This window comes from Azospirillum fermentarium, from assembly GCF_025961205.1.
Classification (GTDB): Bacteria; Pseudomonadota; Alphaproteobacteria; order Azospirillales; family Azospirillaceae; genus Azospirillum; species Azospirillum fermentarium.
Genome location: NZ_JAOQNH010000001.1, coordinates 2,876,358 through 2,898,164 on the forward strand (window position 1 = coordinate 2,876,358; position 21,807 = coordinate 2,898,164).

Consider the following 21,807-nt stretch of genomic DNA (forward strand, 5'->3'; position numbering starts at 1 on the left):
GCCCCCGCGGGAACGGCACTTTACATAGCAGCGTGCCCCACCGCAGACCAGCGGCGATTCCGGTGGGGCGTCACGCAGCGCGCACGGTGCGGATGAAGTGGTCCACCGCTTCGCGCAACGCCACCGCCTGACGGTTCAGCGCGTCCGCCGACGACAGCGCCCCGCCGGCCAGCTCACCCGTCTGCTCGGCAGCCTGGGTGACGGAGGTGATGTTGTGCGTCACTTCCTGCGTGCCCTGGGAGGCTTCGCGGACGTTGCGGGCGATTTCGGCGGTGGCCGCTCCCTGTTCCTGCACCGACGATGCGATGGTGGCGGTGATCTCGCTCATGCGCCCGATCGTGCCGGTGATGTGGCGGATGGCGTCCACGGCGCTGGCCGACACCGCCTGGATCTGCTGCACCTGGGTCTGGATGTCCTCGGTCGCCTTGGCGGTCTGGTTGGCCAGCGTCTTCACCTCGCTCGCCACCACGGCGAATCCCTTGCCGGCCTCGCCCGCGCGGGCGGCTTCGATGGTGGCGTTGAGGGCCAGAAGGTTGGTTTGGGACGCGATGTCGTTGATGAGGTTCACCACCTCCCCGATCTTGTGCGCCGCGTCGGCCAGCGAGCCGACGGTTTCGTTGGTGCGCCCGGCCTCTTCCGCCGCGGTATGGGCAATAGCAGAGGATTCGGTCACCTGCCGCCCGATCTCGGCCACCGATCCGGTCAGTTCCTCGGTGGCGGCGGCCACGGTGTGGACGTTGCTGGACGCCTGTTCGGCGGCGGCGGCCACGGCGGCGGACTGGCGGTTGGTCTCGTCGGCAGCGGCGGCCAGGGTTTCGGCGTTGCTGCGCATGCCGTCGGCGGCCTGGAGCACATGATCGACGATGCCGCGCACGCTGCTTTCAAAGGTGGCGGCCAGATCGTGCAGCGACCGGCGGCGCTCCTCGGCGGCGCGGGTGCGCTCCTGCTCCTGGGCGGCGTGAAGCTGGCGGTTCTCGCGGCCCGCATTCTTGAACATCTCCAGCGCCGCGGCCAGACGCCCCACCTCGTCCCGCTGATCGGCGCAGGGCACGGGGATTTCCAGATTGCCGCCGGCAACCGCGGTCATGGCGTCGGTCATGGCCCGCATGGGGCGCGTCACCGTCAGCGCGATCATGACCGATGCCAGCACCATGCCCAGCAGGATCCCCGCCGCACTGATGGCAGTCAGTTCGAACCGGGTGTCCGTGTTGACCTGGGCGGCCTCCGCCACCTCGCGCTTCAGCACCTTTTCGTTGCGTTCGGTGATGGCCTGAAGCCGGGCGGCGGCGATGCGGTACTGTTCGTTCAGACGGATCAGCGCGGCGGCGGCGGCGGCGATATCGCCCTTTTGCGTCAGGGCGTTCACATCGGCGTCGATGGTTTCCATCTTTTCCAGGGCCGCGCGGGCGGTGGCGATGTCGGCCCGGCCTTCGGGGAAGCGGACCCGGCTTTCCAGCTCCGTCACAAAGGCCATCACCCGGTCATGCTCCTGGTCGGAGGCGGTGTCCAGTTCCTTCAGCGCCGCGGGGTTGGCGGCCAGGGGCATCGCCTGCACCAGACGGGTGTAGTTGGCGAACGCGGTGTTGGTCTTGGTCCCCAGCAGGGCCAGTTCGGCGGAGGCGGCAACCCCTTCCACCTCCTTATAGATTCCGGCCATGCCGTTCTGCCCCAGCACGGTCAGGATGACCGCCAGAACCGACAAGGCCCCCACCACGATGCCCAGTTTCGGACCGATGCCGATGGTCCCCAGCCAACGCATGTTCGTGCTCCCCTTTTTCGACACCCCGAACAGGGGTGTCTTCCTGCTTGTGCCGACACTTTTTGTGATGGCTTGCTTAAATTTAATTTTCAAAAAGAAGGCAACAAATTTGCCTTAAAATGCGCGGCTTAACGCCGCAGCCAAAGGTAATCAAAAGGGGCGGCGCCCATTGGACGCCGCCCCCCGGCCGTACATCAGCAATCAGGACGCGAAAAGGATCAGCGGAACCCGTCGCCCCCCGCATCCGGGGCGATCTGCTTCACGTGCCAGATCTCATCGGCGTATTCGCGGATGGTGCGGTCCGACGAGAACCAGCCCATGTTGGCGGTGTTGAGGATCGCCTTGCGGGTCCACTCCTCCGAATCACGGTAGAGCGCCATCACCTCGTCGTACGTGCGGCAATAGTCGGCGAAATCGGCGGTCACCAGGAAATGGTCGCCGCCGTCGGTCAGTGCGTTGACGATGGGGTGGTAGCGGCGGGGATCGTCGGGGGAGAACACGCCGGTGGACACCATGTCCAGGGCCCGCTTCAGGCTGGGGTTGGCGGCGATCACGTCGCGGGGGTTGTAGGCGCCGCCCTGGCGCAGGGCGTTGGCCTCGTCCGCGGTCAGGCCGAAGATGAAGATGTTGTCCTCGCCCACCGCGTCGCGGATTTCCACGTTGGCGCCGTCCAGCGTGCCGATGGTCAGCGCGCCGTTCAGCGCCAGCTTCATGTTGCCGGTGCCCGACGCCTCCATGCCGGCGGTGGAGATCTGCTGCGACAGGTCGGCGGCGGGGATGATGATTTCCGCGCCCGTGACGTTGTAGTTGGGCAGGAACACCACCTTCAGCAGATCATGCACCGCCGGGTCGTGGTTCACCACCTTGCCCACATCGTTGATGAGTTTGATGATCAGCTTGGCCTGGTGGTACGAGGGGGCGGCCTTGCCGGCGAAGACCTTGGTCACCGGCACCCAGCTCACCGTGGGGTTGTCGCGGATCTCGTTGTAGAGCGCGATGGTCTGCAAGATGTTGAGAAGCTGGCGCTTGTATTCGTGGATGCGCTTGACCTGAACGTCGAAGAGGCTGTCCACCGGCACCTCCACCCCGGTCTGCCGGGCGATGAAGGCGGCCAGCCGCTTCTTGTTCTTGCGTTTGGCCCGGCGGAATTCCTCGCGGAACACCACGTCGTCGGCCTTGTCCTTCAGCGCTTCCAGGTGCGACAGGTCGGCGATCCACCCCTTGCCGGTGCGGCTGGTGATCAGGTCCGACAGGGCGGGATTGGCCTGCTTCAGCCAGCGGCGCGGGGTGATGCCGTTGGTCTTGTTGCAGATGCGGTCGGGGAATTCGTTGTGCAGGTCGGCGAACACCGTCTGCTTCATCAGGTCGGTGTGCAGCGCCGACACGCCGTTGACCTTGTGCGAGCCGATGAAGGCCAGATTGCCCATGCGCACCCGCCGCTCGCCCCGCTCGTCGATCAGCGACAGCCGCGACAGCCGCCCGTTGTCCCCCGCCGCCCGCGCGTTGGAGCGGTTGAGGAACTTGGCGTTGATCTCGTAGATGATCTGCATGTGCCGCGGCAGCACCCGCTCCACCAGCCGTACCGGCCACGCCTCCAGCGCTTCGGGCAGCAGGGTGTGGTTGGTGTAGGAGAAGCAGCGGCTGGTGATGTCCCACGCCCGGTCCCACAGCAGCCCGTGCTGGTCCACCAGCAGGCGCATCATCTCGGCGATGCCGATGGCGGGGTGGGTGTCGTTCAGCTGCACCGCCGCCTTTTCCGGCAGCAGGTCGAAATCGGAGTGGTCCTGGAGGAAGCGGCGCAGGATGTCCTGAAGCGAGGCGGAGGTGAAGAAATACTCCTGCTTGAAGCGCAGCTCCTTCCCCGTTTCCGTGGCGTCGTTGGGGTAGAGCACGCGCGACAGGTTCTCCGTCATCACCTTCTGCTCGACCGCCTTCATATAGTCGCCTTCGTTGAAGTGGCCGAAGTTGAAGTCGCGGGTGGCGCGCGCCGCCCACAGGCGCAGCGTGTTGATGGTCTTGCCGCCGTACCCCACCACCGGGGTGTCATAGGCCATGGCCAGCACCCGTTCGGCATCGACCCAGCGGTAGGCGCGCTGGCCGACGGAATCGCGGAATTCCTCCACCCGGCCATAGAACTGCACGGGGTACATCACCTCGGGCCGGGGGAATTCCCACGGGTTGCCGAACTGCAGCCAGTTTTCCGGGTATTCCACCTGCCAGCCGTTTTCGAACCGCTGTTCGAACAGGCCGAACTCATAACGGATGCCATAGCCGTATCCGGGGTATCCCTGGCTGGCCAGGCTGTCGAGGAAACAGGCGGCCAGACGGCCAAGCCCGCCGTTGCCCAGCGCGGCGTCGGGTTCGGAATCGGCCACGTCGTCCATGGACAGGCCCAGCTTGTCCAAGGCCTGCCGGCATTCGTCCAGGATGCCCAGGTTGGACAGGCTGTTGGTCAGCAGCCGCCCGATGAGGAATTCCAGCGACAGGTAATAAACCCGCTTGGCGTCCTCGTGATAATAGGTGCGGGTGGTGTCCATCCAGTGATCGACCACCCGGTCGCGCACCGACAGCGCCACGGTGTAGAACCAGTCGCGGCGGGTGGCGGCGCGGGCGTCCTTGCCCACCGAATAGACGAGCCATTCCAGGAACGACCGTTTCAAGCCTTCCACGTCCATGCTGCGGCGTTCGATGTCGCGGGTCTTGTACCGAGCATCCATGTGTCCAGTCTTCCTCGTTGGCGGCCGGCCGGCCGGGGCTGGGGTGCCATCGGCGGCAGGGTGTTTCACACCCGGTCAGCTTAAACATGAACCACCGCACCGCGCAAAGATCCTTTGCGCGGCGCACCCGCCGGTGGGGAGGGTGCGGGCGGCGGTTATGAGGATGGCGCAACCGGCGGCCAAATCCACCCTGTGGATATCCCCCTCCCCCTTTTTGCGGGGTTCCGTTTGCCCGCTTGACCACGCCGTCCGACCGGGGGGCCGATGCCGTCCGGGGAACAAGCAGGCGGGTCGCCGCGTTCATAGGCCATGACGACGATCATACGGACGACCGGACAGACCACCGGACGAAGGGTGGCAGGCGATGGCGGCGCAGGGCGCCCACCATGCCGCCGCCCTGCCGAAAACGGGTAGAGCCGCTTCCCCCGGCGCCAATCCACGGCACCACAGCCGATCCGGGTCCGGCCCAGCGCCGGCCCCGCGGGGACCGCTTTTACCGATAACAACCAGGAGGATGTGAGACGATGGCCTATTCCTTCGAAGCCGAATTGCTCCGTTGCATTCCCGGACTGCAGCGCTATGCCTGCAAACTGACCCGCGACGCAGCGGCGGCGGAGGATCTGACCCAGGATTGCCTGGCCCGTGCCCTGTCCCGCTCCCATTGCTTCGAACCCGGCACCAACATGCAGGCATGGCTGACGACCATGCTGAAGAACCTGCACTTCAACAATCTCCAGCGCGAAAAGAACGTGACCAAGGTGGAACTGTGGGACGGCGCCATGTCGGTGGAGGCCGGGCAGATGGCGCGGCTGATGGTGCGCGACGTCACCCGGGCCTTTTCCGCCCTGACCCCCAGCCAGCGCAAGGTCGTGAAGCTGGTCGCCATCGAAGGCCGCCCGTACCAGGAGGCGGCGGAGCGGCTGAACGTGTCCATCGGCACCATCCGGTCGCGCCTGTGCCGGGCGCGCGAACGGTTGAACACGGTAATGGCGGCCTGAACGGCGGCAATCCGCCCGGAAGGGGTGGAACAAGCCCCGATTCCGGGCGTTACACCCGAGACGACACCGACAGGGGGCCTGACCGGAATGGCGTGTTCACCAGCAGCCGTCCTGATAGAGTGGCGGTGCGCACCACGGGCAGCAGGCGGAAGGACGATGCCGGGCAACAGCAATTCCGACCCCTCTCTTCCGGCCATGCCCCCCGAGACCACCCCCGAGGCGCCCCCCGAGGCCAATGGATCCCAACGGATGGCGATCATGAAGGATGAGACCGTCACCCGCTTCCGGCGGGAGACCCGTACCCCCCTCCAGACCCCCACGGCACAGGATGCCGCTCCCGATGCCGGTCCGTGGGACGACGGGCTGCCCGATCTCAGCCGTCAGCACGTGGCCGCCCTGCACCGGATGTATGATCCGATCCTGAACGAGCCGATCCCCGACCGGATGCTGACCCTGTTGCGCCGCTACACACGCTAGCAGCACGGCCGACATCCGCAAGGGGGCCGGCTGGCCGCGCGCCGGCGTTGCGATGCAACACCGGACACTGAATTTCCTTTCAAATCCAACCGACCCGCGGCATACCCCTTCACGGACGGACCGTATCCGTCTATGGGATGAGGTATGGTGCACCCCCTCGACGACCCGACATTCCTGCTGGGGCCTGTCCTCTACTTCCGCGGAGAACAAGGCGACCGCTGGCGTCTGTCCGCGCTTTTCGTGTTGGAAGGCGATGCGGAACCGGACGACCTGCGCGTGGACGGCGTGTCGTTGCCGGTGCCCCCGCGCCACGTGGGGGCATGGCGGGGCCGGCATGTCTGGCGTTTCGATTTCGCCGTGCCGCGGGGACGCGAGGATGGGGAGGCCGGGTACGGTTTCCCCAGCGGTCCGCGGTGGAGCACGACCGTTCCCGCCCGCCAGCGCCGCCCGCGCATCGCCTTCGTCACCGGCAGCGGCACCGCGGACGAGGCGGCGTGGGACAAGGCCGGCGGACCGGAAATGCGCAACCGCCTGTGGCGCGGGCTGATGGAGGCCCACGCGGCAACCCCCTTTCACCTGCTGCTCCACGGCGGCGGCCAGATCGACGCCGATTCCGTGTGGGAGGATTGCCCGCTGCTGGCCAAATGGGCCAAGGGCAACGACCCCCAGCGCTTGGCCCGCCCCTTCACCGCCCCCATGGCGGAAGAGGTGATGGACTTCTACTTCTCCCACTACATCGCGCTGTGGAGCCGGCGGGAAATGGCCGATGCCCTCGCCCGCATCCCCTCGCTGATGATGTGGGACGACCACGACATCTTTTCCGGCTGGGGCACGCTGGGTGACGGGGCGCAGGCCGCGTCCGTCAACCGCGGCGTGTTCATGGTGGCCCGCCACACCGCCGCCATGTTCCAGTTGGGTGCCGCCACCGACGCCATGCCGGAACTGGCCTGGGGCACCGACATGGGCACCTTCACCCAAGGGGTGCGGCTGGGCGATGTGGGCATCTTCGCCCCCGACCTGCGCACCGAACGCACGGCGGGCCGGGTGTTTTCCGACCGCACGTGGCGGGCGCTGCCCGAATGGCTGGCGCGGTTCAACGGCTGCCGCCATCTGCTGCTGCTGTCGGGGGTGCCGCTGGTGTTCAGCGACACCAGCCAGGTGGAACGGCTGATGGACCGTCTGCCCGGACGCCAGGGGGTGGAGGAGGATCTGCGCGGCCAATGGCGCTCGCAGGCCCATGCCGAGGAATGGCGGTATCTGGTGGAGCTGCTGGCCGGCTTTTCCCTGCGCAGCGCCTGCCGCATCACCGTGCTGTCGGGGGGGATCGGAGCCGGGGCCTGCGGCGTGCTGCACGGCGGCGGGGTGGACATCCGCCAGGTGATCTCCGCCGGCATCGTCCAGCCGCCCCTGTCCACCATCACCGCCTTCGGCCTGGAGCGGCTGGCCGCGCGGGAGGATGAGCCGATCGACGGCTATTCCCTGTCCATGCTGCCCTTTGCGGAGAGCGGCAGGCGGCTGATCCGGGCGCGCACCTGGGTATCGCTGGGGTTCGACCCCCGCGCGGCCCTGCACGCCCAATGGAACGCCGAAGGCCGCCCCGACCGCTACCGGGTGAGTTTCTAAACCCGCTCCACCACGAACACGGTTCCCGGCACCGGCTGGCGGCGTTCCTGACGGGACGAGCACGGCTCCAGCAGACGCACGGCCAGCCCCGCGGCCCCCGCCGCCGCGCGGATGTGGGAGTCGGCATGGGCGTACCGGCGGGCGGGGCCGAGGGCGAAGCCGTCCCCGCCCCGCCGTTCGACCGTGGCGGCGAACCAGCCGCCGGACCGCAAGGCCCGCGCCGCCGCCGCCATCACCGGGTGCAGGTCGCCCAGATAGACCAGGACATCGGCAGCGGTCAGCAGATCCCACGATCCCGGCTGGGCCTCCATGGCCTCCACCACGTCGCCGACGCTCAGCATGTCATAGAGCCTGCGGGCGCGGGCCTTGTCCACCATGCGCGGCGCAAGGTCCACCCCGGCCAGCATGCCCACCGCCGGGCGCAGCGGCACCGCCATCAGCCCGGTACCGCAGCCCAGATCCAGCGCCCGTTCCCACCGCGCCGCCCGTCCCGCGGCCCCCGCCGAGCGCAGCAGCGCGTCATGAAGCAGGGCCGGTCCGGTGTAGGCCAGTTTGGTGACCAGATCGGCGTCGAAACGGTCGGCGTAGCGGTCGAACAGGGCGCGGACATAGGCCGGGTTCAGCCCCTCGTCCCCGCCATCGAGCGCGGCCAGCACCGCCGCCGCCCCGCGGGCGTCCGCCGGATCGGCCTCCAGCGCCGCGGCCAGGGCGGCGCGGGCCTTGTCCGGTTCCTGCAAGGCCGCCCAGGCGCGCCCCAGCGGCACCAGCAGCGCCGGGTCGTCGCCGAAGCGGCGGCGGGCCGGTTCCACCAGTTCCACCGCGGCCAGCGCGTCACCGGCATCCACCAGCACCCCGGCCAGAACCGCCGTCACCGCCGGGTCGCCGGGGGCGAGAAACGCCGCCTCCCGCACCTCGTCCAGCGCTGCCGCGGTTTGCCCCGCCGCCGCCAGGACCGCACCCAGCCCCAGACGGGCCGGGGCCGAATCCGGGCGTTCGGCCGCCAGCGCGCGGAAGGCCGCTTCCGCCACGCCGTCCCCGGCGGCGGCCAGGGCTTCCGCGTGGGCCAGCCGCCACGCCCAGCGCGCCCGGCCCCCCGCAGACTCTTCTATAGTGATGGCGCGCCGATAGGCCGCAGCCGCCCCCGCCGGATCGCCGGCCAGGGCCAGCGCCTCCCCCCAGCCGGCGCAGGCGTCGGCCAGACAGGCGGCATCATCGTCGTCACCGGGAACGGGGGGAAGAGCGGCGGCCTGTTCCAGAACGGCCGCCGCCGCCACAGGATCCCCATGGGCCAGATGGCCGAAACCATCCTGCAAAAGCGCTGCCCGCCGGGCCGCCGCAGAGCCGGCGGCGTGATGCTTCGAATCCAAAGCTCTGACCCGAATCAAGTGACAAAAGTGAGGGGCGCAGAGTAATGCCGCACCGCACCGGCCCGCTGCAAGGGGAAAAATCTTTGATTTCATGCTGTGGCAATCACGCCACAGAAACACGCAACACCCCCCATTCGGCGTGGGGTGAAACGGTTCTATTTCTCAGATTTTTTTGGTTGGTTTTCAGGAATTTGCCACCTTTTTCTAAAATACCTCCGTCCGCTGTGGCATTTGCGACATGGGGTTACCTCCTGCGGCGAGGGTGGTAGGACCGGAACGCAAGGCTGTTGACAGACGGCGAAGCTTCGCAAACAGTTCAGCCGGCGCCTGATGGTAGGCGCTGACTTTTGGCAGGAGGCGGTCGTCGGACGAGTAATCGGCGGCCGGAAGACAAATCCGCGCAATGACGCGCGGTGCCCGCGGGCAAGCGGGCCGGAACCGTGTGAGGAGGATGGGCTATGGCGAAACAGGTACGACGCACCGGAGCGTTGATCGGCGGATGGGTCGCCGCAGCACTCTTCGGTCTCGGCCTCGCAGGCGCTCAGCCCGCTGCCGCTGCCGGCAAGCTCTCCGACGCCAACGCCTGCGTCCAACACGCGGCGGAAGCGGAACAGGCGCTCGATATTCCCCGCGGCCTTCTTCTCGCCATCGCGCTGGTCGAAAGCGGCCAGGACGGCATCCCCCACCCCTACGCCATGAGCGTGAACGGGCGTGCGGTGAGCGCCCGCAACGTCTCCGACGCCTCCCGTCACCTGAAGGACCGCCGCGGCCAGATGCGCGGCAACGTCTATGTCGGCTGCATGCAGTTGTCCCTGGCCCATCACCGCAGCCAGTTCCAGCCCGCCGAGGCGATCGTGGAGCCCAAGCAGAACGTGTGGTACGCCGCCCGCCTGCTGGTCCGCCTGCACACCGACGAGGGAAGCTGGAAGTCGGCGGTCGCCCGCTACAACGGCGGCTCCACCCGTCAGGCCCGCAATTATGTCTGCAAGGTCTGGCAGAACCTGAACGAACTGGACACCCGCAGCGCGCGGCTGCTGGAATCCGCCGGGTGCGATGACTCCGGCAACGGCTCCGTGACCCCCGCCACCCGCCGCAGCTACCGCAACGCCCAGCAGGTCGCGGCCATCGACTGACGGCTGGTGCGTGAGAAATCCGCTGGCACGGGCCGGACGGATCGGTTAAACCGCCCCCCATGAATTACCGTCACATCTATCACGCCGGCAATTTCGCCGATGTGATGAAGCACGCGGTTCTGGCGCTGGCCGTGTCCCACCTGCGGGTCAAGCCGGCGGCCTTCCGCTTCATCGACACCCACGCCGGCATCGGGCGCTACGACCTGTCGGCGGACGAGGCCCAGCGCACCGGGGAATACCGCGACGGCATCGGGCGGCTCTTTGGCCGGCCCAGCCCCCACCCGGCGCTCGCCCCCTATCTCGACGTGGTGCAGGCGCTGAACCCGGATGGGGTGCTGCGTGTCTATCCCGGCTCGCCGCTGCTGGTGCGCCATCTGCTGCGCGGGCAGGACCGCATGACGCTGGCGGAACTGCACCCCCAGGACGCCCAGACGCTGAAGGATCTGTTCGCCCGCGACCGCGCGGTGTCGGTCCACCACACGGACGGATACCAGTCGCTGAAGGCACACCTGCCGCCGCCGGAAAAGCGCGGGCTGGTGCTGACCGACCCGCCGTTCGAATCCCCCGACGAATTCGCCACCATGGCCGCCGCCCTGGCACGGGCGCACAAGCGTTGGCCCGGCGGCATCTATGCCCTGTGGTACCCCATCAAGGAGCGCCCCGCCGTCTGGCGCTTTCACGAGGCGCTGGCGGGCGCCGGCATCCCGCGCATCCTGACCGCCGAACTGACCATCCACGGGGAAGACACCCACCTGCGGCTGAACGGCTGCGGCATGGCGATCGTCAACCCGCCGTGGAGGCTGGACGAGGCGCTGACGGCGGTGCTGCCGGCGCTTCACGAACGGCTGGCGGTGACCGGCGGCGGCAGCCGGGTGGACTGGCTGGTGCCGGAATAGCCGTCAGCGCGACGCCGCCCGTTCCGCCGCATCGCGGGCCACCGCGGTGGCCGTCTGGGTCAGGCGGATGCCGTGGTTGAGCGCCAGGGAGATTTCATCCTTCAGCCACTGGCTTTGCACCGCAAAAGCGCTCTGCGGATCGCGGGCGCGCACCAGAGCGGACCACGCATCCATGCGCCTGTCCATGGTTTCCTGGCTCATGGCCACCCATTCCTGCCACAGGCTCTGTAACCCGCTCACCATCGCGGCGTTGTAGAGCGTCAGGGTGTCGGCCTGGCGTTGCATCGGCTCCGCCATCCGCTGCACGGGTTCCGCCATGCGCTGCACCGGCTCGGCGGCGGCGTTGCGCACGGCCTCGGCAGCCTTGCGGGTGGTGGCGGCGATATCCCTTTCCAGGATGTTCTTTTCAAAGGCCATCGGACTCTCCGCTTGCATGAGGGACCGCCCTCTCAACAACGCACCTGCAAAAAGATCACGCGCCTTTTTCCCGGGTTCCAAGGGCCGCCGCCTCTTGGGTCGGGGGGCCGGGGAAAACCCCTGACATATCGGTCGGCCGCACCCCACATCAAAAGGGCGATCCCTGTCCTGCGAAGGGGAAAATCATGCTCATCGGCGTGCCCAAGGAAATCAAGAACCACGAATACCGTGTGGGCCTGACGCCCGGTTCGGTGCGGGAACTGACCCATCACGGCCACGGCGTGCTGGTGGAAACCGGCGCCGGCGCCGCCATCGGCCTGGATGACGACCTGTACCGCGCCTCCGGCGCCGCGGTCGCCCCCCATGCCGCCGCCGTGTTCGCCGAGGCGGACATGATCGTCAAGGTCAAGGAGCCGCAGCCCACCGAATGCCGCCTGCTGCGCCCCGGACAGGTGCTGTTCACCTATCTCCATCTGGCCCCCGACCCGGAGCAGACGGCGCTGCTGCTGGATTCCGGCGCCGTCGCCATCGCTTACGAAACGGTGACCGATGCCCGCGGCGGGCTGCCGCTGCTGGCCCCCATGAGCGAGGTGGCGGGCCGCATGGCGGTGCAGGCCGGCGCCCATTGCCTGGAAAAGGCGCAAGGGGGCCGCGGCGTGCTGCTGGGCGGGGTGCCCGGCGTGCCGGCGGCGCGGGTGGCGATTCTGGGCGGCGGGGTGGTCGGCACCAACGCCGCCCGCATGGCCGTGGGGCTGGGGGCGCGCGTGACGGTGCTGGACCGGTCGCTGCCCCGGCTGAAGGAGCTGGACCAGATGTTCGGCCCGGCGATCCAGACCATCGCCGCCACGGTCGATGCGGTGGAAGAGCACGTGTTGTCCGCCGATCTGGTGATCGGGGCGGTGCTGCTGCCCGGTGCGGCGGCGCCGAAACTGGTGACCCGTGCCCAGGTGGCGCGCATGGCCCGCGGGGCCGTGGTGGTGGATGTGGCCATCGACCAGGGCGGCTGTTTCGAAACCTCCCGCCCGACCACCCACGCCGCGCCCACCTATGTGGTGGACGGGGTGGTGCATTACTGCGTGGCGAACATGCCGGGGGCGGTGGCGCGCACGTCCACCTTTGCGCTGAACAACGCCACCCTGCCTTTTATCCTGGCTCTGGCCGGGCGGGGATACCGGGCGGCCCTGCTGGACGACCCGCACCTGCGCCGGGGGCTGAACGTGCACCAGGGGATTTTGACCTGCGAAGCGGTGGCGGCGGCCCAATCCCTGCCCTTCCAGACCGCGGAAAGCGTGCTGGAGAGCTGAAACGGCCGCGACTCCGTGCGGGCATCGGACAAACGAAAGCGCCCTGCGGATTCATCATCCGCAGGGTGCCAGGACGAGCCAGAAGACCGCTTACTCAGGCCAAACGCTCAAACCCGAATCACGCCGCCGTGTTCACGGGGAAGCCGCTGTAATCCAGCGACGCCGACCAGAAACGTTCCAGCTTGCGCAGGATCTCGTTGCACTTGGTCAGCTCTTCGTCCGAGAAGCCGGCCTTGTCCAACGCCACCAGATGGCGTTCGAACATCAGGCTGATCTTCTCGCGCAGATCCAGCCCCTTGTCCGACAGACGCACCCGCACCGACCGGCGGTCGTGCGGCGAACGCTCCTGGACCAGGTAACCGTTTTCCACCATTTTCTTGACGTTGTACGAGACATTGGAGCCAAGATAATAGCCACGCGCGGTCAATTCACCGACCGTCATCTCGTCTTCGCCAATGTTGTACAGGATCAGGCTCTGGACGTTGTTTATATCCTGAATGCTCAAACGGTCCAGTTCCGTCTTCAGTACTTCCAGAAAATGGCGATGCAGCCTTTCAATCAGAAGAATGCTTTCATAGTAGGGTTTGCGCACCGCGGTCTCCTTTGGCTCGAACCGTCGTGGTAACAAGGGTAAACGCCTATTAACCCTGTTCCGCGCCGGGATAGCTTAAGAACAGATTAACCCATCGTTCGTGGACAATCATCTTAATAATGTCAATTAAGCATCTTAACCACCGTCCACGCCAAGAGCTAGGGGGCCAGCGCGCCGGCAAACGCCCTCCATGGTGCAAGAGACTATATTCACCCCCCGGAACACAAGTGTTTTACCGATGCGTGACATGCAACCGCATCGTGCATTCGCCCGTGCGCAATCACGTGCAACGCGGGTGAGGTACATCCTTACCGGACCGGGCGGAAAAGGGGGCGGTGGGGGTGCCCCTCTCGACAAGGACGGGGGGCGGACCCACATGGGCGCTACCGGCTCCGGCCCTAACCCGCGCGAGACTCCCGGCATGAAGATCGCCGTTATCCTCAACCGACAGGCCGGTACCCTGTCCGGCCTTCCCTTCGACGAGGCGGTGTCCACCATCGCCGCCGCCTTTCACGCGCACGGGGCGGAGGTGGCGGTGACCGGCACCGACGGCCCCGGCTGCGGTCCCCGCATCGCGGAGGCGGCGCGCTCGGACGCCGACGTGGTGGTGGTGGGCGGCGGCGACGGCACCATCGCCACCGCGGTCAACCTGCTGATGCCGGCGGGAAAGACGGTGGGGTTCCTGCCGCTGGGCACCATGAACCTGCTGACCCGCGACCTCAACACCCCCCTGGAGCTGGACGCGGCGGCGGCGGCGCTGGCCGCCGGCACCATCGGCGCCATGGACGTGGGCGAGGTCAACGGCGAGGTGTTCCTGAACGCCTCCGTCCTCGGGCTTTATCCCACCGTGGTGCAGGAGCGCGAACGGCAGCGCAGCCGGCTGGGCCTGCGCAAATGGCCGGCCATGGGGCTGGCGATGGTCAAGGGGCTCTACCGCCTGCCCATCGTCGATGCCCGGCTGGATCTGGGCACCGAATACGGGGAGCGGCTGGGAACGGTGCGGGTGCGCACGCCGATCCTGGCGGTGTCCAACAATCCCTATGCCCATGGCTTCGGGCCGGTGGTGCGGCGCACGGTGCTGGATTCCGGCAAGCTCGGCGTTTACGTCGCCCACCATCAGGACGCCTGGGGCATGATGCGGCTGATGGGCCGGATGATGCTGGGCACCTGGCAGCAGGATCAGGAGCTGGACGCCTTCCATTCCACCGGCCTGACGGTGCACAGCCGCCGCCGCCACCTGCGCGTCGCCAACGACGGCGAGGTGCGCCGGCTCAAGCCGCCCCTGGTCTATGGCATCCGGCCCAAGGCGCTGCGGGTGCTGGCCCCCCAGGGCGCGCCGCTGGGAGGCGCCCCGCTGCACGCCGCCGAACAGGCCGGACAGCCCTGATGCGGACGGTGGCGCACATCTCCGACCTGCATTTCGGGCGCATCGACCGGGCGGTGGTGGAAGGGCTGGTGGCCGATCTGATGCGGGTGGCCCCGGATGTGGTGGTGATTTCCGGCGATCTGGTGCAGCGGGCGAAGGAGAGCCATTTTCTCCAGGCCCGCGCCTTTCTGGAACGGCTGCCGTTTCCGGTGATGGTGGTGCCGGGGAATCACGACATCCCCGTCTATAATGTGTTTCTGCGCTTCACCAACCCGCTGGGGCTGTACCGCCGCCACATCGCCCGCGATCTCAGCCCCGTGCGGGTGGATTCGGACATCGCCATCCTGGGGCTCAACACCGCCCGTTCGGCCATCCTGGATTTTTCCGAAGGCCGGCTGAACCAGACCCAGATCGCCCGCATCCAGGATGTGTTCGGCGCCCTGCCGCCGGCGGTGTTCAAGATCCTGTTCACCCACCACCCGTTCCTGCCGCCCCCCGACGCGCCGGGCACGCGGCTGGTGGGACGGCACCGGCTGGCGCTGCCGGCGCTGGAGGCGTGCGGGGTCGATCTGCTGCTGGCCGGCCACCTGCACCGGGCCTACAGCGGCGACATCATGACTCATCACACCCAGGTGGCCCGGTCGATCCTGGTGGCGCAGGCGTCCACCGCCACCTCCACCCGCCTGCGCAACGAAGCCAACGCCTACAACAAAATCGTGATCGGCACCGACGGCGGCGCCCACACCGTGACGCTGGAGGTGCGGTCGTGGGAGGGGGCCTTCTTCACGCCGGGGCTGGTGTCGCGCTACCGCCGCGACGGCGGACGCTGGACCCTTGTCCATCAGGACACAGGTTTTCGCCCCGCCGATGCCCGGACGGCTTGAGGTTGCCGCGCATGCGGGCGTAACATCCGCCCCGTTATCCGGTCCCGCAACCGTTCGTGAAGTCCCATGCCCGCTTCCGCTTACGGCGCCCTGGGCGCCTTTCCCCGCACGCGCCTGCGCCGCAACCGTGCCGACGCCTGGACCCGCCGTCTGGTGGCCGAGAACCGGCTGTCGGTGGACGACCTGATCTGGCCGATCTTCGTCATCGAGGGCGAGAACCGGCGCGAGGCCGTGACCTCCATGCCCGGCGTGGAGCGCATGACCATCGATCTGGCATCCGAAGCGGTGGCCGGCGCCCGCGACCTGGGCATCGCCTGCGTGGCCCTGTTCCCCGTGGTCCCGGCGGCGCTGAAGTCGGAGGACGGGGCCGAATCCTACCGCCCCGACAACCTGATGAACACCGCCATCCGCGCCATCAAGGCGGCGGTGCCCGACGTGGGCCTGCTGTGCGACGTGGCGCTTGACCCCTACACCAGCCACGGCCACGACGGCATCGTGCGCGACGGGCGCATCGTCAACGACGAAACGGTGGAGGTGCTCGCGCGTCAGGCCCTGTCGCAGGCCGAGGCCGGTGCCGACATCGTGGCCCCGTCGGACATGATGGACGGGCGCATCGCCGCCATCCGCGACCTGCTGGACGGGCACGGGCACGAGCTGACCCGGATCTGTTCCTACGCGGCCAAGTACGCGTCGGCCTTCTACGGCCCGTTCCGCGACGCGGTGAACTCCGGCGGCTTCCTGAAGGGCGACAAGCGCACCTATCAGATGGACCCGGCCAACGCCGAAGAGGCCCTGCGCGAGGTGGCGCTCGACCTGAACGAAGGGGCGGACATGGTGATGGTGAAGCCGGGCCTGCCCTATCTCGACATCATCCGGCGGGTGAAGGGCACCTATGGCGTTCCCACCTTCGCCTATCACGTGTCGGGCGAATACGCCATGCTGCGCGCCGCCGCCGGCAACGGCTGGCTGAACTACGAAAACGCGCTGATGGAAACGCTGATGTCGTTCAAGCGCGCCGGCAGCGACGCCATCCTGACCTACGCCGCCCCCGACGCCGCCCGGCTGCTGAAGCAGGGCTGATGCGATGACCGGTTCAGACGCTTCCCCCTGAACCGGCCGCCGTACCCGCGCCCAATCCCCCGGCCCGCCGCCAGCGGGCCGGGGGATTTTTTATGGTGCCCCGCCAATCAACCCAAAGGTACGAACGCCGGCTTGCCGGCGTTGACTCGGTTGTGCCCACAATGTATCTTTCGACAATCCATAGTAAATTAATATTCACATAAAAGGGGATAAAATGGCAACGCTGAGCGTGAACACATACTCCTTTAACATGGAAAATATGAGCATTGGCAACATTCGATATTTACCAACCACATCAGCAAACGCAACGAACGTCCGTTTGTCCGAATCATCCAGCTCATATATCGATATCGGTGGAAGTTTCTACTACAATGGCACAAATTTAGATAATAACAAAGGGTTCGTAAATTCGATTAAATATTACCTTAATGGTGATAAATTATTTGATTTATCAATAACACCCCTCAGTGTTTCGGCATTTCTGAGTCACCTTTATTATGGAAATACGAACACATTCCTATCGACGGTCCTTCAGTGGGGCGACTATCTGGATGGGGGCGCCGGCAACGACCTCATGCGCGGGTACACAGGCAACGATTTCCTGCATGGCGCCGCCGGCAATGACCGGCTGTACGGCGATGCGGGCAGCGATTCCCTGTACGGATCCTATGGCAACGACGTGCTGAGCGGAGGAAGCGGCAACGATTTCCTGTTCGGGCAGGAAGACCACGATACCCTGTATGGCGAGGCGGATCACGATTACCTCGACGGTGGCACCGGTAACGACATGCTGCACGGCTGGACCGGCGACGATACCCTGATCGGCAACACCGGCAACGACGTCCTGCTCGGGCAATGGGGCAACGACGTGTTGTCGGGCGGGGACGGCGACGACCAGTTGTATGGCGACGAGGATAATGATTACCTCGACGGCGGCACCGGCAACGATGTGCTCCATGGCTGGACCGGCAACGACACCCTGTACGGCGGCCCCGGAAACGACACGATGCTGGGACAGCAGGGCAGCGACCTTCTGCTGGGTGGCCAAGGCGACGACCGCCTGTATGGGGACGAGGGCAACGACCACCTGGACGGCGGGGACGGCAACGATCAGCTTCACGGCTGGACCGGCGACGACACCCTTGCCGGGGCCGCCGGCAGCGACACCCTGCTGGGGCAGGACGGCAACGACACCCTGCTGGGGGGGCTGGACGACGATTTCCTGTACGGCGACGCCGGGGCCGACCGGCTGGAGGGGGGGAGCGGCGACGACCAACTCCACGCGTGGACCGGCAACGACACGCTGATCGGCGGGGCCGGCAACGACACCCTGTACGGGCAAGGCGGGGCCGACCTGTTCTATTACACCACCGGGACCGGCAACGACGTCATCATGGACTTCAACGCCGCCGAGGGGGACCGCATCCTTCTGGACCGCGGCACGCCTTATATGCTCAACACCGCGGCGAACGGCACCGCCTGGGTTTCCTTCTCCGACGGCAGCGCCGTGACGCTGAACGGGGTATCCGCAGCCCGGTTCACGTCGTCCTGGATCCAGTATTTCTGAACCCGCCGGCATCCCGCTTGATACGGATCAACGCGGGAAAGGGCGGCTTTGCGGCCAACTGCGGCCCAGCACACCCGCATCCTGGCCCGAGGGACCGCCCCATGAAGTACGTCGATGAATTCCGTGACGCCGGTCTGGCCCGCACCCTGGCCGGGGCCATCGCCCAGGCGGTGCGGCCCGACCGGGTGTACCGCATCATGGAATTCTGCGGCGGACACACCCATGCCATCGCCCGCTACGGCCTTCCCGACCTGCTGCCGGCCAATGTGCGGTTGATCCACGGGCCGGGGTGCCCGGTGTGCGTCCTGCCGGTGGGGCGGATCGACGACGCCATCGCCATCGCCCGCCAGCCGGGCGTGATCCTGTGCACCTATGGCGACGTGATGCGGGTGCCGGGATCGGGGCGCTTGTCGCTGGTGAAGGCCAAGGCCGACGGGGCCGACGTGCGCATGGTGCTGTCCACCCTGGACGCGGTGAGGATCGCAGAGGCCAATCCCGACCGCCGGGTGGTGTTCTTCGCCATCGGGTTCGAGACGACCACGCCGCCCACCGCCGTCGCCGTCCTGACCGCCCAGGCCAAGGGGCTGACCAATTTCCTGGTCTATTGCAACCACGTGCTGACCCCCGCCGCCATTCAGGGCATCCTGAACGCGGAAGAGGCGGCGACGGTGCCGCTCGACGCCTTCATCGGCCCGGCCCATGTCTCCACCGTCATCGGCAGCCGCCCGTACGAATATTTCGCCGAAACCCGCCGCAAGCCGGTGGTGGTGTCGGGGTTCGAGCCGCTGGACGTGATGCAGTCGATCCTGATGCTGATCCACCAGATCAACGACGGGCGGGCGGAGGTGGAGAATCAGTTCATCCGCGCCGTCACCCGCGACGGCAACACCAAGGCGCAGGCGCTGGTGGCGCAGGTGTTCGAAACCCGCCCCAGCTTCGAATGGCGCGGGCTGGGGGCGCTGCCCGACAGCGGCCTGCGCCTGCGCGACGGCTTCGCCGCCTTCGACGCCGAGCGGCACTTCACCCTGAGCGGCGGCAGCGTGCCCGACCACAAGGCGTGCGCGTGCGCCGACATCCTGCGCGGGCTGAAGCGCCCCGCCGACTGCAAGCTGTTCGGCACCGTCTGCACCCCGGAAAACCCCATGGGATCGTGCATGGTGTCGGCGGAGGGGGCCTGTGCCGCCCATTACACCTATGGGCGGTTCCGCGACCACGCGGCGTAAGGTTACGGGGACCGGCTCTGGGCGGTTGCCGCCAGCACCGCCGCCTGCGTCCGGTTGCGCACGCCCAGTTTCTGCATGATGGCGCGCACGTGGACCTTGACCGTCCCCTCCAGCACACCCAGGGTGCGGGCGATTTCCTTGTTGGATTGCCCGGCCAGGAGCAGGTCGAACACCTCCCGCTGGCGTTCGGTCAAGCCGTCCAGGCGGGGGGCTGCGGCGGGCGGCACACCCCCACCGCCGTCCAGCACCGCCCGCGGCAAGGGCAGGAAGGTTTCCCCCGTCAGGGCCAGCTTGACCGCGTGCTCCAGCACCGCCGCCGTGCCGCTTTTCAGAACGCACCCCCGCGCCCCGGCCCGGATCGCCGCCCGGATCGCGGTGGAGTCGCCGCCTTCGGCCAGCACCAGCAGCGGCGCCGGATCCACAGCCTTCAGCAGCCGCCCCAGGCGGCCCCCGTCCGGCGGAACAAGATCCAGGTCAACCAGCACCAGCGCCAGATCGGGGATGGATGCCGCCCGTGCCACCGCCTCGGCCACCGATTCCGCCTCGGCCACCCGCACCCCCGGCTGGCCGCCGCGCAGCGCCAGGATGAAGCCGTGGCGCACCAGCGGATAGGGATCCACCAGCAGAATCGTCCCCATGGCCGCAGCCGGACGTGCACCGCCGTTCACCGCATAAGAAAAAGCCTGCATCGGTTGATGCCCTTGCCTTGATTTCGATAAAAATGGAAAAATCAGAAGTATTGGCGTTATCCCAAAGTTTTCTATGGTTACAACCGCCTTCTCCTATAGAAGATCGGACAGACAAACGCAAAGAAACTATTTTGCATAAAAAGCACAACTCTTTTGGCGCGGGGAAAATGGGCGATGACGGAAGCACTCGTAACATTGATCGACCACGATCAATTGTTCTCGGCAGCGCTGGAAGCCCTTCTTGACGGCAGCCCGTTCCGTATCGCGGCCACGGCCCCCACGGTGGCGGCGGGGGTGGCGTCGCTGAAGCATCCTCCCTCCCCCGACATTGTGATCGTCGCTGCGGCGCTGCTGGATGGCGGGGCCCTCCCCTGCCTGCGCGCCCACACCGGCGCCCGGCTGGTGGTTCTGGGGTCCAGCAGCGGCGGCGAGCCGTTGGCCCAGGCGTTGCGCGGCGGGGCCGACGCCTATCTGGACAAGGGAATGTCGCGGGAATCCCTGATCCGCGCCCTGCATCTGGTGGCCCTGGGGGAAGCGGTCTATCCCTTGAGCGCGGCGGAACTGCTGACAACCGCCGCCCCGTCCCCGCCGCCGGCCCCCACCCCGCCCACGGCGGACGGTGGCGGCATGCTGTCGCGGCGGGAGCTGCAGATCCTGCAATGCCTGCTGGCGGGGCAATCCAACAAGGCCATCGCCCGCCGGCTCTGCATCACCGAATCCACGGTGAAGATGCATTTCAAGAACGTGATGCGGAAGATTCAGGCCCAGAACCGCACCCAGGCCGCGGTGTGGGCGATTCAGAACGGCCTGTCGCCCGACCCGCCCTGAACCGCCGCGATGGATGCCAGAAAGGCAGCCGCCGCCCGGCTGCGGGTGCGCTCGCGGTGGGTCAGCGCGTGGAACGGGCGGTCGGGAAAGGGCACCCCCACCCGCACCAGGGTTCCGGCCCCCAGATCCCGTTCCGCCACCATCGCCGACAGCACCGTCGCCCCGCCGCCGGCCACCACCGCGGCCCGCACCGCCTCGTTGGACGGCAGTTCGAACGCCACGCGCAGGGCGGCACGGTCCACCCCGAATCCGTCCAGGGCCGCTTCGAACACCGAGCGCGTGCCCGATCCCGGTTCACGCAACACCCACGGCCCATCGGCCAGAACGCCGGGGGGCAGGGCCTGTTGCCCCGCCCACGGGTGGCCGGGGGGCACCACCAGCGCCATGCGGTCCCAGCCGACCACGGTCTGGGCCAGGGCGGGATCGTCCACCGCCCCTTCCACGAATCCCAGTTCCGCCGCCCCGTCGGCCACGCCGCGGGCCACCTGTGCGGTGTTGCCCACGGCCAGATGCACGTCGATGCCGGGAAAGGCGGAACGGAAGCCCACCAGATGGCGGGGCAGCCAATAGCTGGCGATGGTCTGGCTGGCCTGCACCGCCAGGGTGCCGCGCACCAACCCGCCCATGTCGGCCAGCACCCGTTCCGCCGACGCCGCCCGGGCCAGCACGGCGCGGGCCTCGTCCAGGAACACCCCGCCCGCGGGGGTCAGTTCGATGCGCCGCCCGACCCGGTGGAACAGCGCCACCCCGTGACGGGTCTCCAGCGCGCGGATGGCCGCACTGGCCGCCGACTGGGTGATGTTCAGCGCGTCCGCCGCCCGCGTCATGTGCTCACGCTCGGCCACGGCCACGAAGATGCGAAGCTGTTCCAGGGTCATGGGCGGTGT

At 67.6% G+C, this 21,807-nt stretch carries 19 protein-coding genes; 12 read left to right on the forward strand and 7 right to left on the reverse strand.

The features are described from left to right. Positions 1-70: 70 nt before the first annotated feature. Together M2352_RS13445 and M2352_RS13450 are read right to left on the reverse strand one after the other, a co-directional pair. A complete protein-coding gene (locus tag M2352_RS13445; protein ID WP_264664984.1) occupies positions 71-1,759 on the reverse strand; it encodes a methyl-accepting chemotaxis protein in 1,689 nt (562 codons plus the stop codon). A 218-nt stretch (positions 1,760-1,977) separates the two neighbouring features. Continuing rightward, entirely contained in the window at positions 1,978-4,476 is a 2,499-nt protein-coding gene (locus tag M2352_RS13450; protein ID WP_264664985.1) for a glycogen/starch/alpha-glucan phosphorylase, read from the reverse strand. 524 nt (positions 4,477-5,000) lie between these two features. Here M2352_RS13450 and M2352_RS13455 point away from each other — a divergent pair. The 3 genes from M2352_RS13455 to M2352_RS13465 all read left to right on the forward strand — a co-directional run bounded on the left by M2352_RS13455 (position 5,001) and on the right by M2352_RS13465 (position 7,574). Then, a complete protein-coding gene (locus M2352_RS13455) occupies positions 5,001-5,474 on the forward strand; it encodes an RNA polymerase sigma factor (RefSeq protein ID WP_264664986.1) in 474 nt (157 codons plus the stop codon). A 258-nt stretch (positions 5,475-5,732) separates the two neighbouring features. Further along, complete coding sequence (locus M2352_RS13460; protein WP_264664987.1) at positions 5,733-5,951, forward strand: NepR family anti-sigma factor; 219 nt, start codon at positions 5,733-5,735, stop codon at positions 5,949-5,951. A 144-nt stretch (positions 5,952-6,095) separates the two neighbouring features. Further along, a complete protein-coding gene (locus M2352_RS13465) occupies positions 6,096-7,574 on the forward strand; it encodes an alkaline phosphatase family protein (protein WP_264664988.1) in 1,479 nt (492 codons plus the stop codon). Here M2352_RS13465 and M2352_RS13470 read toward each other — a convergent pair. Then, positions 7,571-8,941 (reverse strand): methyltransferase domain-containing protein, encoded by a 1,371-nt coding sequence (locus tag M2352_RS13470; RefSeq protein ID WP_264664989.1) that lies wholly within the window; start codon positions 8,939-8,941, stop codon positions 7,571-7,573. The genes M2352_RS13465 and M2352_RS13470 overlap by 4 nt on opposite strands. Before the next feature lie 458 nt (positions 8,942-9,399). On the opposite strand from M2352_RS13470, the gene M2352_RS13475 reads away from it, so the two are divergent. Together M2352_RS13475 and M2352_RS13480 are read left to right on the forward strand one after the other, a co-directional pair. Then, a complete protein-coding gene (locus tag M2352_RS13475; protein ID WP_264664990.1) occupies positions 9,400-10,074 on the forward strand; it encodes a transglycosylase SLT domain-containing protein in 675 nt (224 codons plus the stop codon). Positions 10,075-10,133: 59 nt separating this feature from the next. Next, complete coding sequence (locus tag M2352_RS13480; RefSeq protein WP_264664991.1) at positions 10,134-10,970, forward strand: 23S rRNA (adenine(2030)-N(6))-methyltransferase RlmJ; 837 nt, start codon at positions 10,134-10,136, stop codon at positions 10,968-10,970. Between the two features lie 3 nt (positions 10,971-10,973). Here the strand turns inward: M2352_RS13480 and M2352_RS13485 are convergent, their stop codons facing one another. Beyond that, a complete protein-coding gene (locus M2352_RS13485) occupies positions 10,974-11,387 on the reverse strand; it encodes a phasin family protein (RefSeq protein WP_264664992.1) in 414 nt (137 codons plus the stop codon). Between the two features lie 185 nt (positions 11,388-11,572). Between M2352_RS13485 and ald the strand changes: the two genes are divergently transcribed. After that, positions 11,573-12,691 carry an alanine dehydrogenase gene (gene ald / locus M2352_RS13490; protein ID WP_264664993.1) on the forward strand — a complete coding sequence of 373 codons (1,119 nt, stop codon included), beginning with the start codon at positions 11,573-11,575 and terminating at the stop codon, positions 12,689-12,691. Positions 12,692-12,809: 118 nt separating this feature from the next. On the opposite strand, the gene M2352_RS13495 is transcribed toward ald, so the two are convergent. Further along, positions 12,810-13,283 (reverse strand): MarR family winged helix-turn-helix transcriptional regulator, encoded by a 474-nt coding sequence (locus M2352_RS13495; protein ID WP_264664994.1) that lies wholly within the window; start codon positions 13,281-13,283, stop codon positions 12,810-12,812. A 421-nt stretch (positions 13,284-13,704) separates the two neighbouring features. On the opposite strand from M2352_RS13495, the gene M2352_RS13500 reads away from it, so the two are divergent. From M2352_RS13500 to hypD, 5 genes are all read left to right on the forward strand, one after another. Then, complete coding sequence (locus M2352_RS13500; RefSeq protein ID WP_264664995.1) at positions 13,705-14,670, forward strand: diacylglycerol/lipid kinase family protein; 966 nt, start codon at positions 13,705-13,707, stop codon at positions 14,668-14,670. Then, positions 14,670-15,533, forward strand: coding sequence for a metallophosphoesterase family protein (locus M2352_RS13505; protein WP_264664996.1), 864 nt, complete (start codon positions 14,670-14,672; stop codon positions 15,531-15,533). Before M2352_RS13500 ends, M2352_RS13505 begins: the two co-directional genes overlap by 1 nt. A gap of 66 nt (positions 15,534-15,599) precedes the next feature. Next, positions 15,600-16,613: a porphobilinogen synthase gene (gene hemB, locus M2352_RS13510; RefSeq protein ID WP_264664997.1), complete on the forward strand. Its 1,014-nt coding sequence runs from the start codon at positions 15,600-15,602 to the stop codon at positions 16,611-16,613. Positions 16,614-16,872: 259 nt separating this feature from the next. Then, positions 16,873-18,180 carry a calcium-binding protein gene (locus tag M2352_RS13515; RefSeq protein WP_264665365.1) on the forward strand — a complete coding sequence of 436 codons (1,308 nt, stop codon included), beginning with the start codon at positions 16,873-16,875 and terminating at the stop codon, positions 18,178-18,180. Between the two features lie 101 nt (positions 18,181-18,281). Then, positions 18,282-19,403: a hydrogenase formation protein HypD gene (hypD, locus tag M2352_RS13520; RefSeq protein ID WP_264664998.1), complete on the forward strand. Its 1,122-nt coding sequence runs from the start codon at positions 18,282-18,284 to the stop codon at positions 19,401-19,403. 2 nt (positions 19,404-19,405) lie between these two features. Here hypD and M2352_RS13525 read toward each other — a convergent pair whose 3' ends face one another. Beyond that, a complete protein-coding gene (locus tag M2352_RS13525; RefSeq protein ID WP_264664999.1) occupies positions 19,406-20,041 on the reverse strand; it encodes a response regulator transcription factor in 636 nt (211 codons plus the stop codon). Between the two features lie 225 nt (positions 20,042-20,266). On the opposite strand from M2352_RS13525, the gene M2352_RS13530 reads away from it, so the two are divergent. Continuing rightward, entirely contained in the window at positions 20,267-20,920 is a 654-nt protein-coding gene (locus M2352_RS13530) for a LuxR C-terminal-related transcriptional regulator (RefSeq protein ID WP_264665000.1), read from the forward strand. Here the strand turns inward: M2352_RS13530 and M2352_RS13535 are convergent. Further along, positions 20,890-21,798 (reverse strand): LysR family transcriptional regulator, encoded by a 909-nt coding sequence (locus M2352_RS13535; protein WP_264665001.1) that lies wholly within the window; start codon positions 21,796-21,798, stop codon positions 20,890-20,892. The genes M2352_RS13530 and M2352_RS13535 overlap by 31 nt on opposite strands. Positions 21,799-21,807 lie beyond the last annotated feature (9 nt).

Coding starts and splice junctions, on each gene's coding strand:
- M2352_RS13445 (WP_264664984.1), bottom strand. CDS start 1,759: ATGCGTTGGCTGGGGACCATCGGCATCGGTCCGAAACTGGGCATCGTG.
- M2352_RS13450 (WP_264664985.1), bottom strand. CDS start 4,476: ATGGATGCTCGGTACAAGACCCGCGACATCGAACGCCGCAGCATGGAC.
- M2352_RS13455 (WP_264664986.1), top strand. CDS start 5,001: ATGGCCTATTCCTTCGAAGCCGAATTGCTCCGTTGCATTCCCGGACTG.
- M2352_RS13460 (WP_264664987.1), top strand. CDS start 5,733: ATGAAGGATGAGACCGTCACCCGCTTCCGGCGGGAGACCCGTACCCCC.
- M2352_RS13465 (WP_264664988.1), top strand. CDS start 6,096: ATGGTGCACCCCCTCGACGACCCGACATTCCTGCTGGGGCCTGTCCTC.
- M2352_RS13475 (WP_264664990.1), top strand. CDS start 9,400: ATGGCGAAACAGGTACGACGCACCGGAGCGTTGATCGGCGGATGGGTC.
- M2352_RS13480 (WP_264664991.1), top strand. CDS start 10,134: ATGAATTACCGTCACATCTATCACGCCGGCAATTTCGCCGATGTGATG.
- M2352_RS13485 (WP_264664992.1), bottom strand. CDS start 11,387: ATGGCCTTTGAAAAGAACATCCTGGAAAGGGATATCGCCGCCACCACC.
- ald (WP_264664993.1), top strand. CDS start 11,573: ATGCTCATCGGCGTGCCCAAGGAAATCAAGAACCACGAATACCGTGTG.
- M2352_RS13500 (WP_264664995.1), top strand. CDS start 13,705: ATGAAGATCGCCGTTATCCTCAACCGACAGGCCGGTACCCTGTCCGGC.
- M2352_RS13505 (WP_264664996.1), top strand. CDS start 14,670: ATGCGGACGGTGGCGCACATCTCCGACCTGCATTTCGGGCGCATCGAC.
- hemB (WP_264664997.1), top strand. CDS start 15,600: ATGCCCGCTTCCGCTTACGGCGCCCTGGGCGCCTTTCCCCGCACGCGC.
- M2352_RS13515 (WP_264665365.1), top strand. CDS start 16,873: ATGAGCATTGGCAACATTCGATATTTACCAACCACATCAGCAAACGCA.
- hypD (WP_264664998.1), top strand. CDS start 18,282: ATGAAGTACGTCGATGAATTCCGTGACGCCGGTCTGGCCCGCACCCTG.
- M2352_RS13525 (WP_264664999.1), bottom strand. CDS start 20,041: ATGGGGACGATTCTGCTGGTGGATCCCTATCCGCTGGTGCGCCACGGC.
- M2352_RS13530 (WP_264665000.1), top strand. CDS start 20,267: ATGACGGAAGCACTCGTAACATTGATCGACCACGATCAATTGTTCTCG.
- M2352_RS13535 (WP_264665001.1), bottom strand. CDS start 21,798: ATGACCCTGGAACAGCTTCGCATCTTCGTGGCCGTGGCCGAGCGTGAG.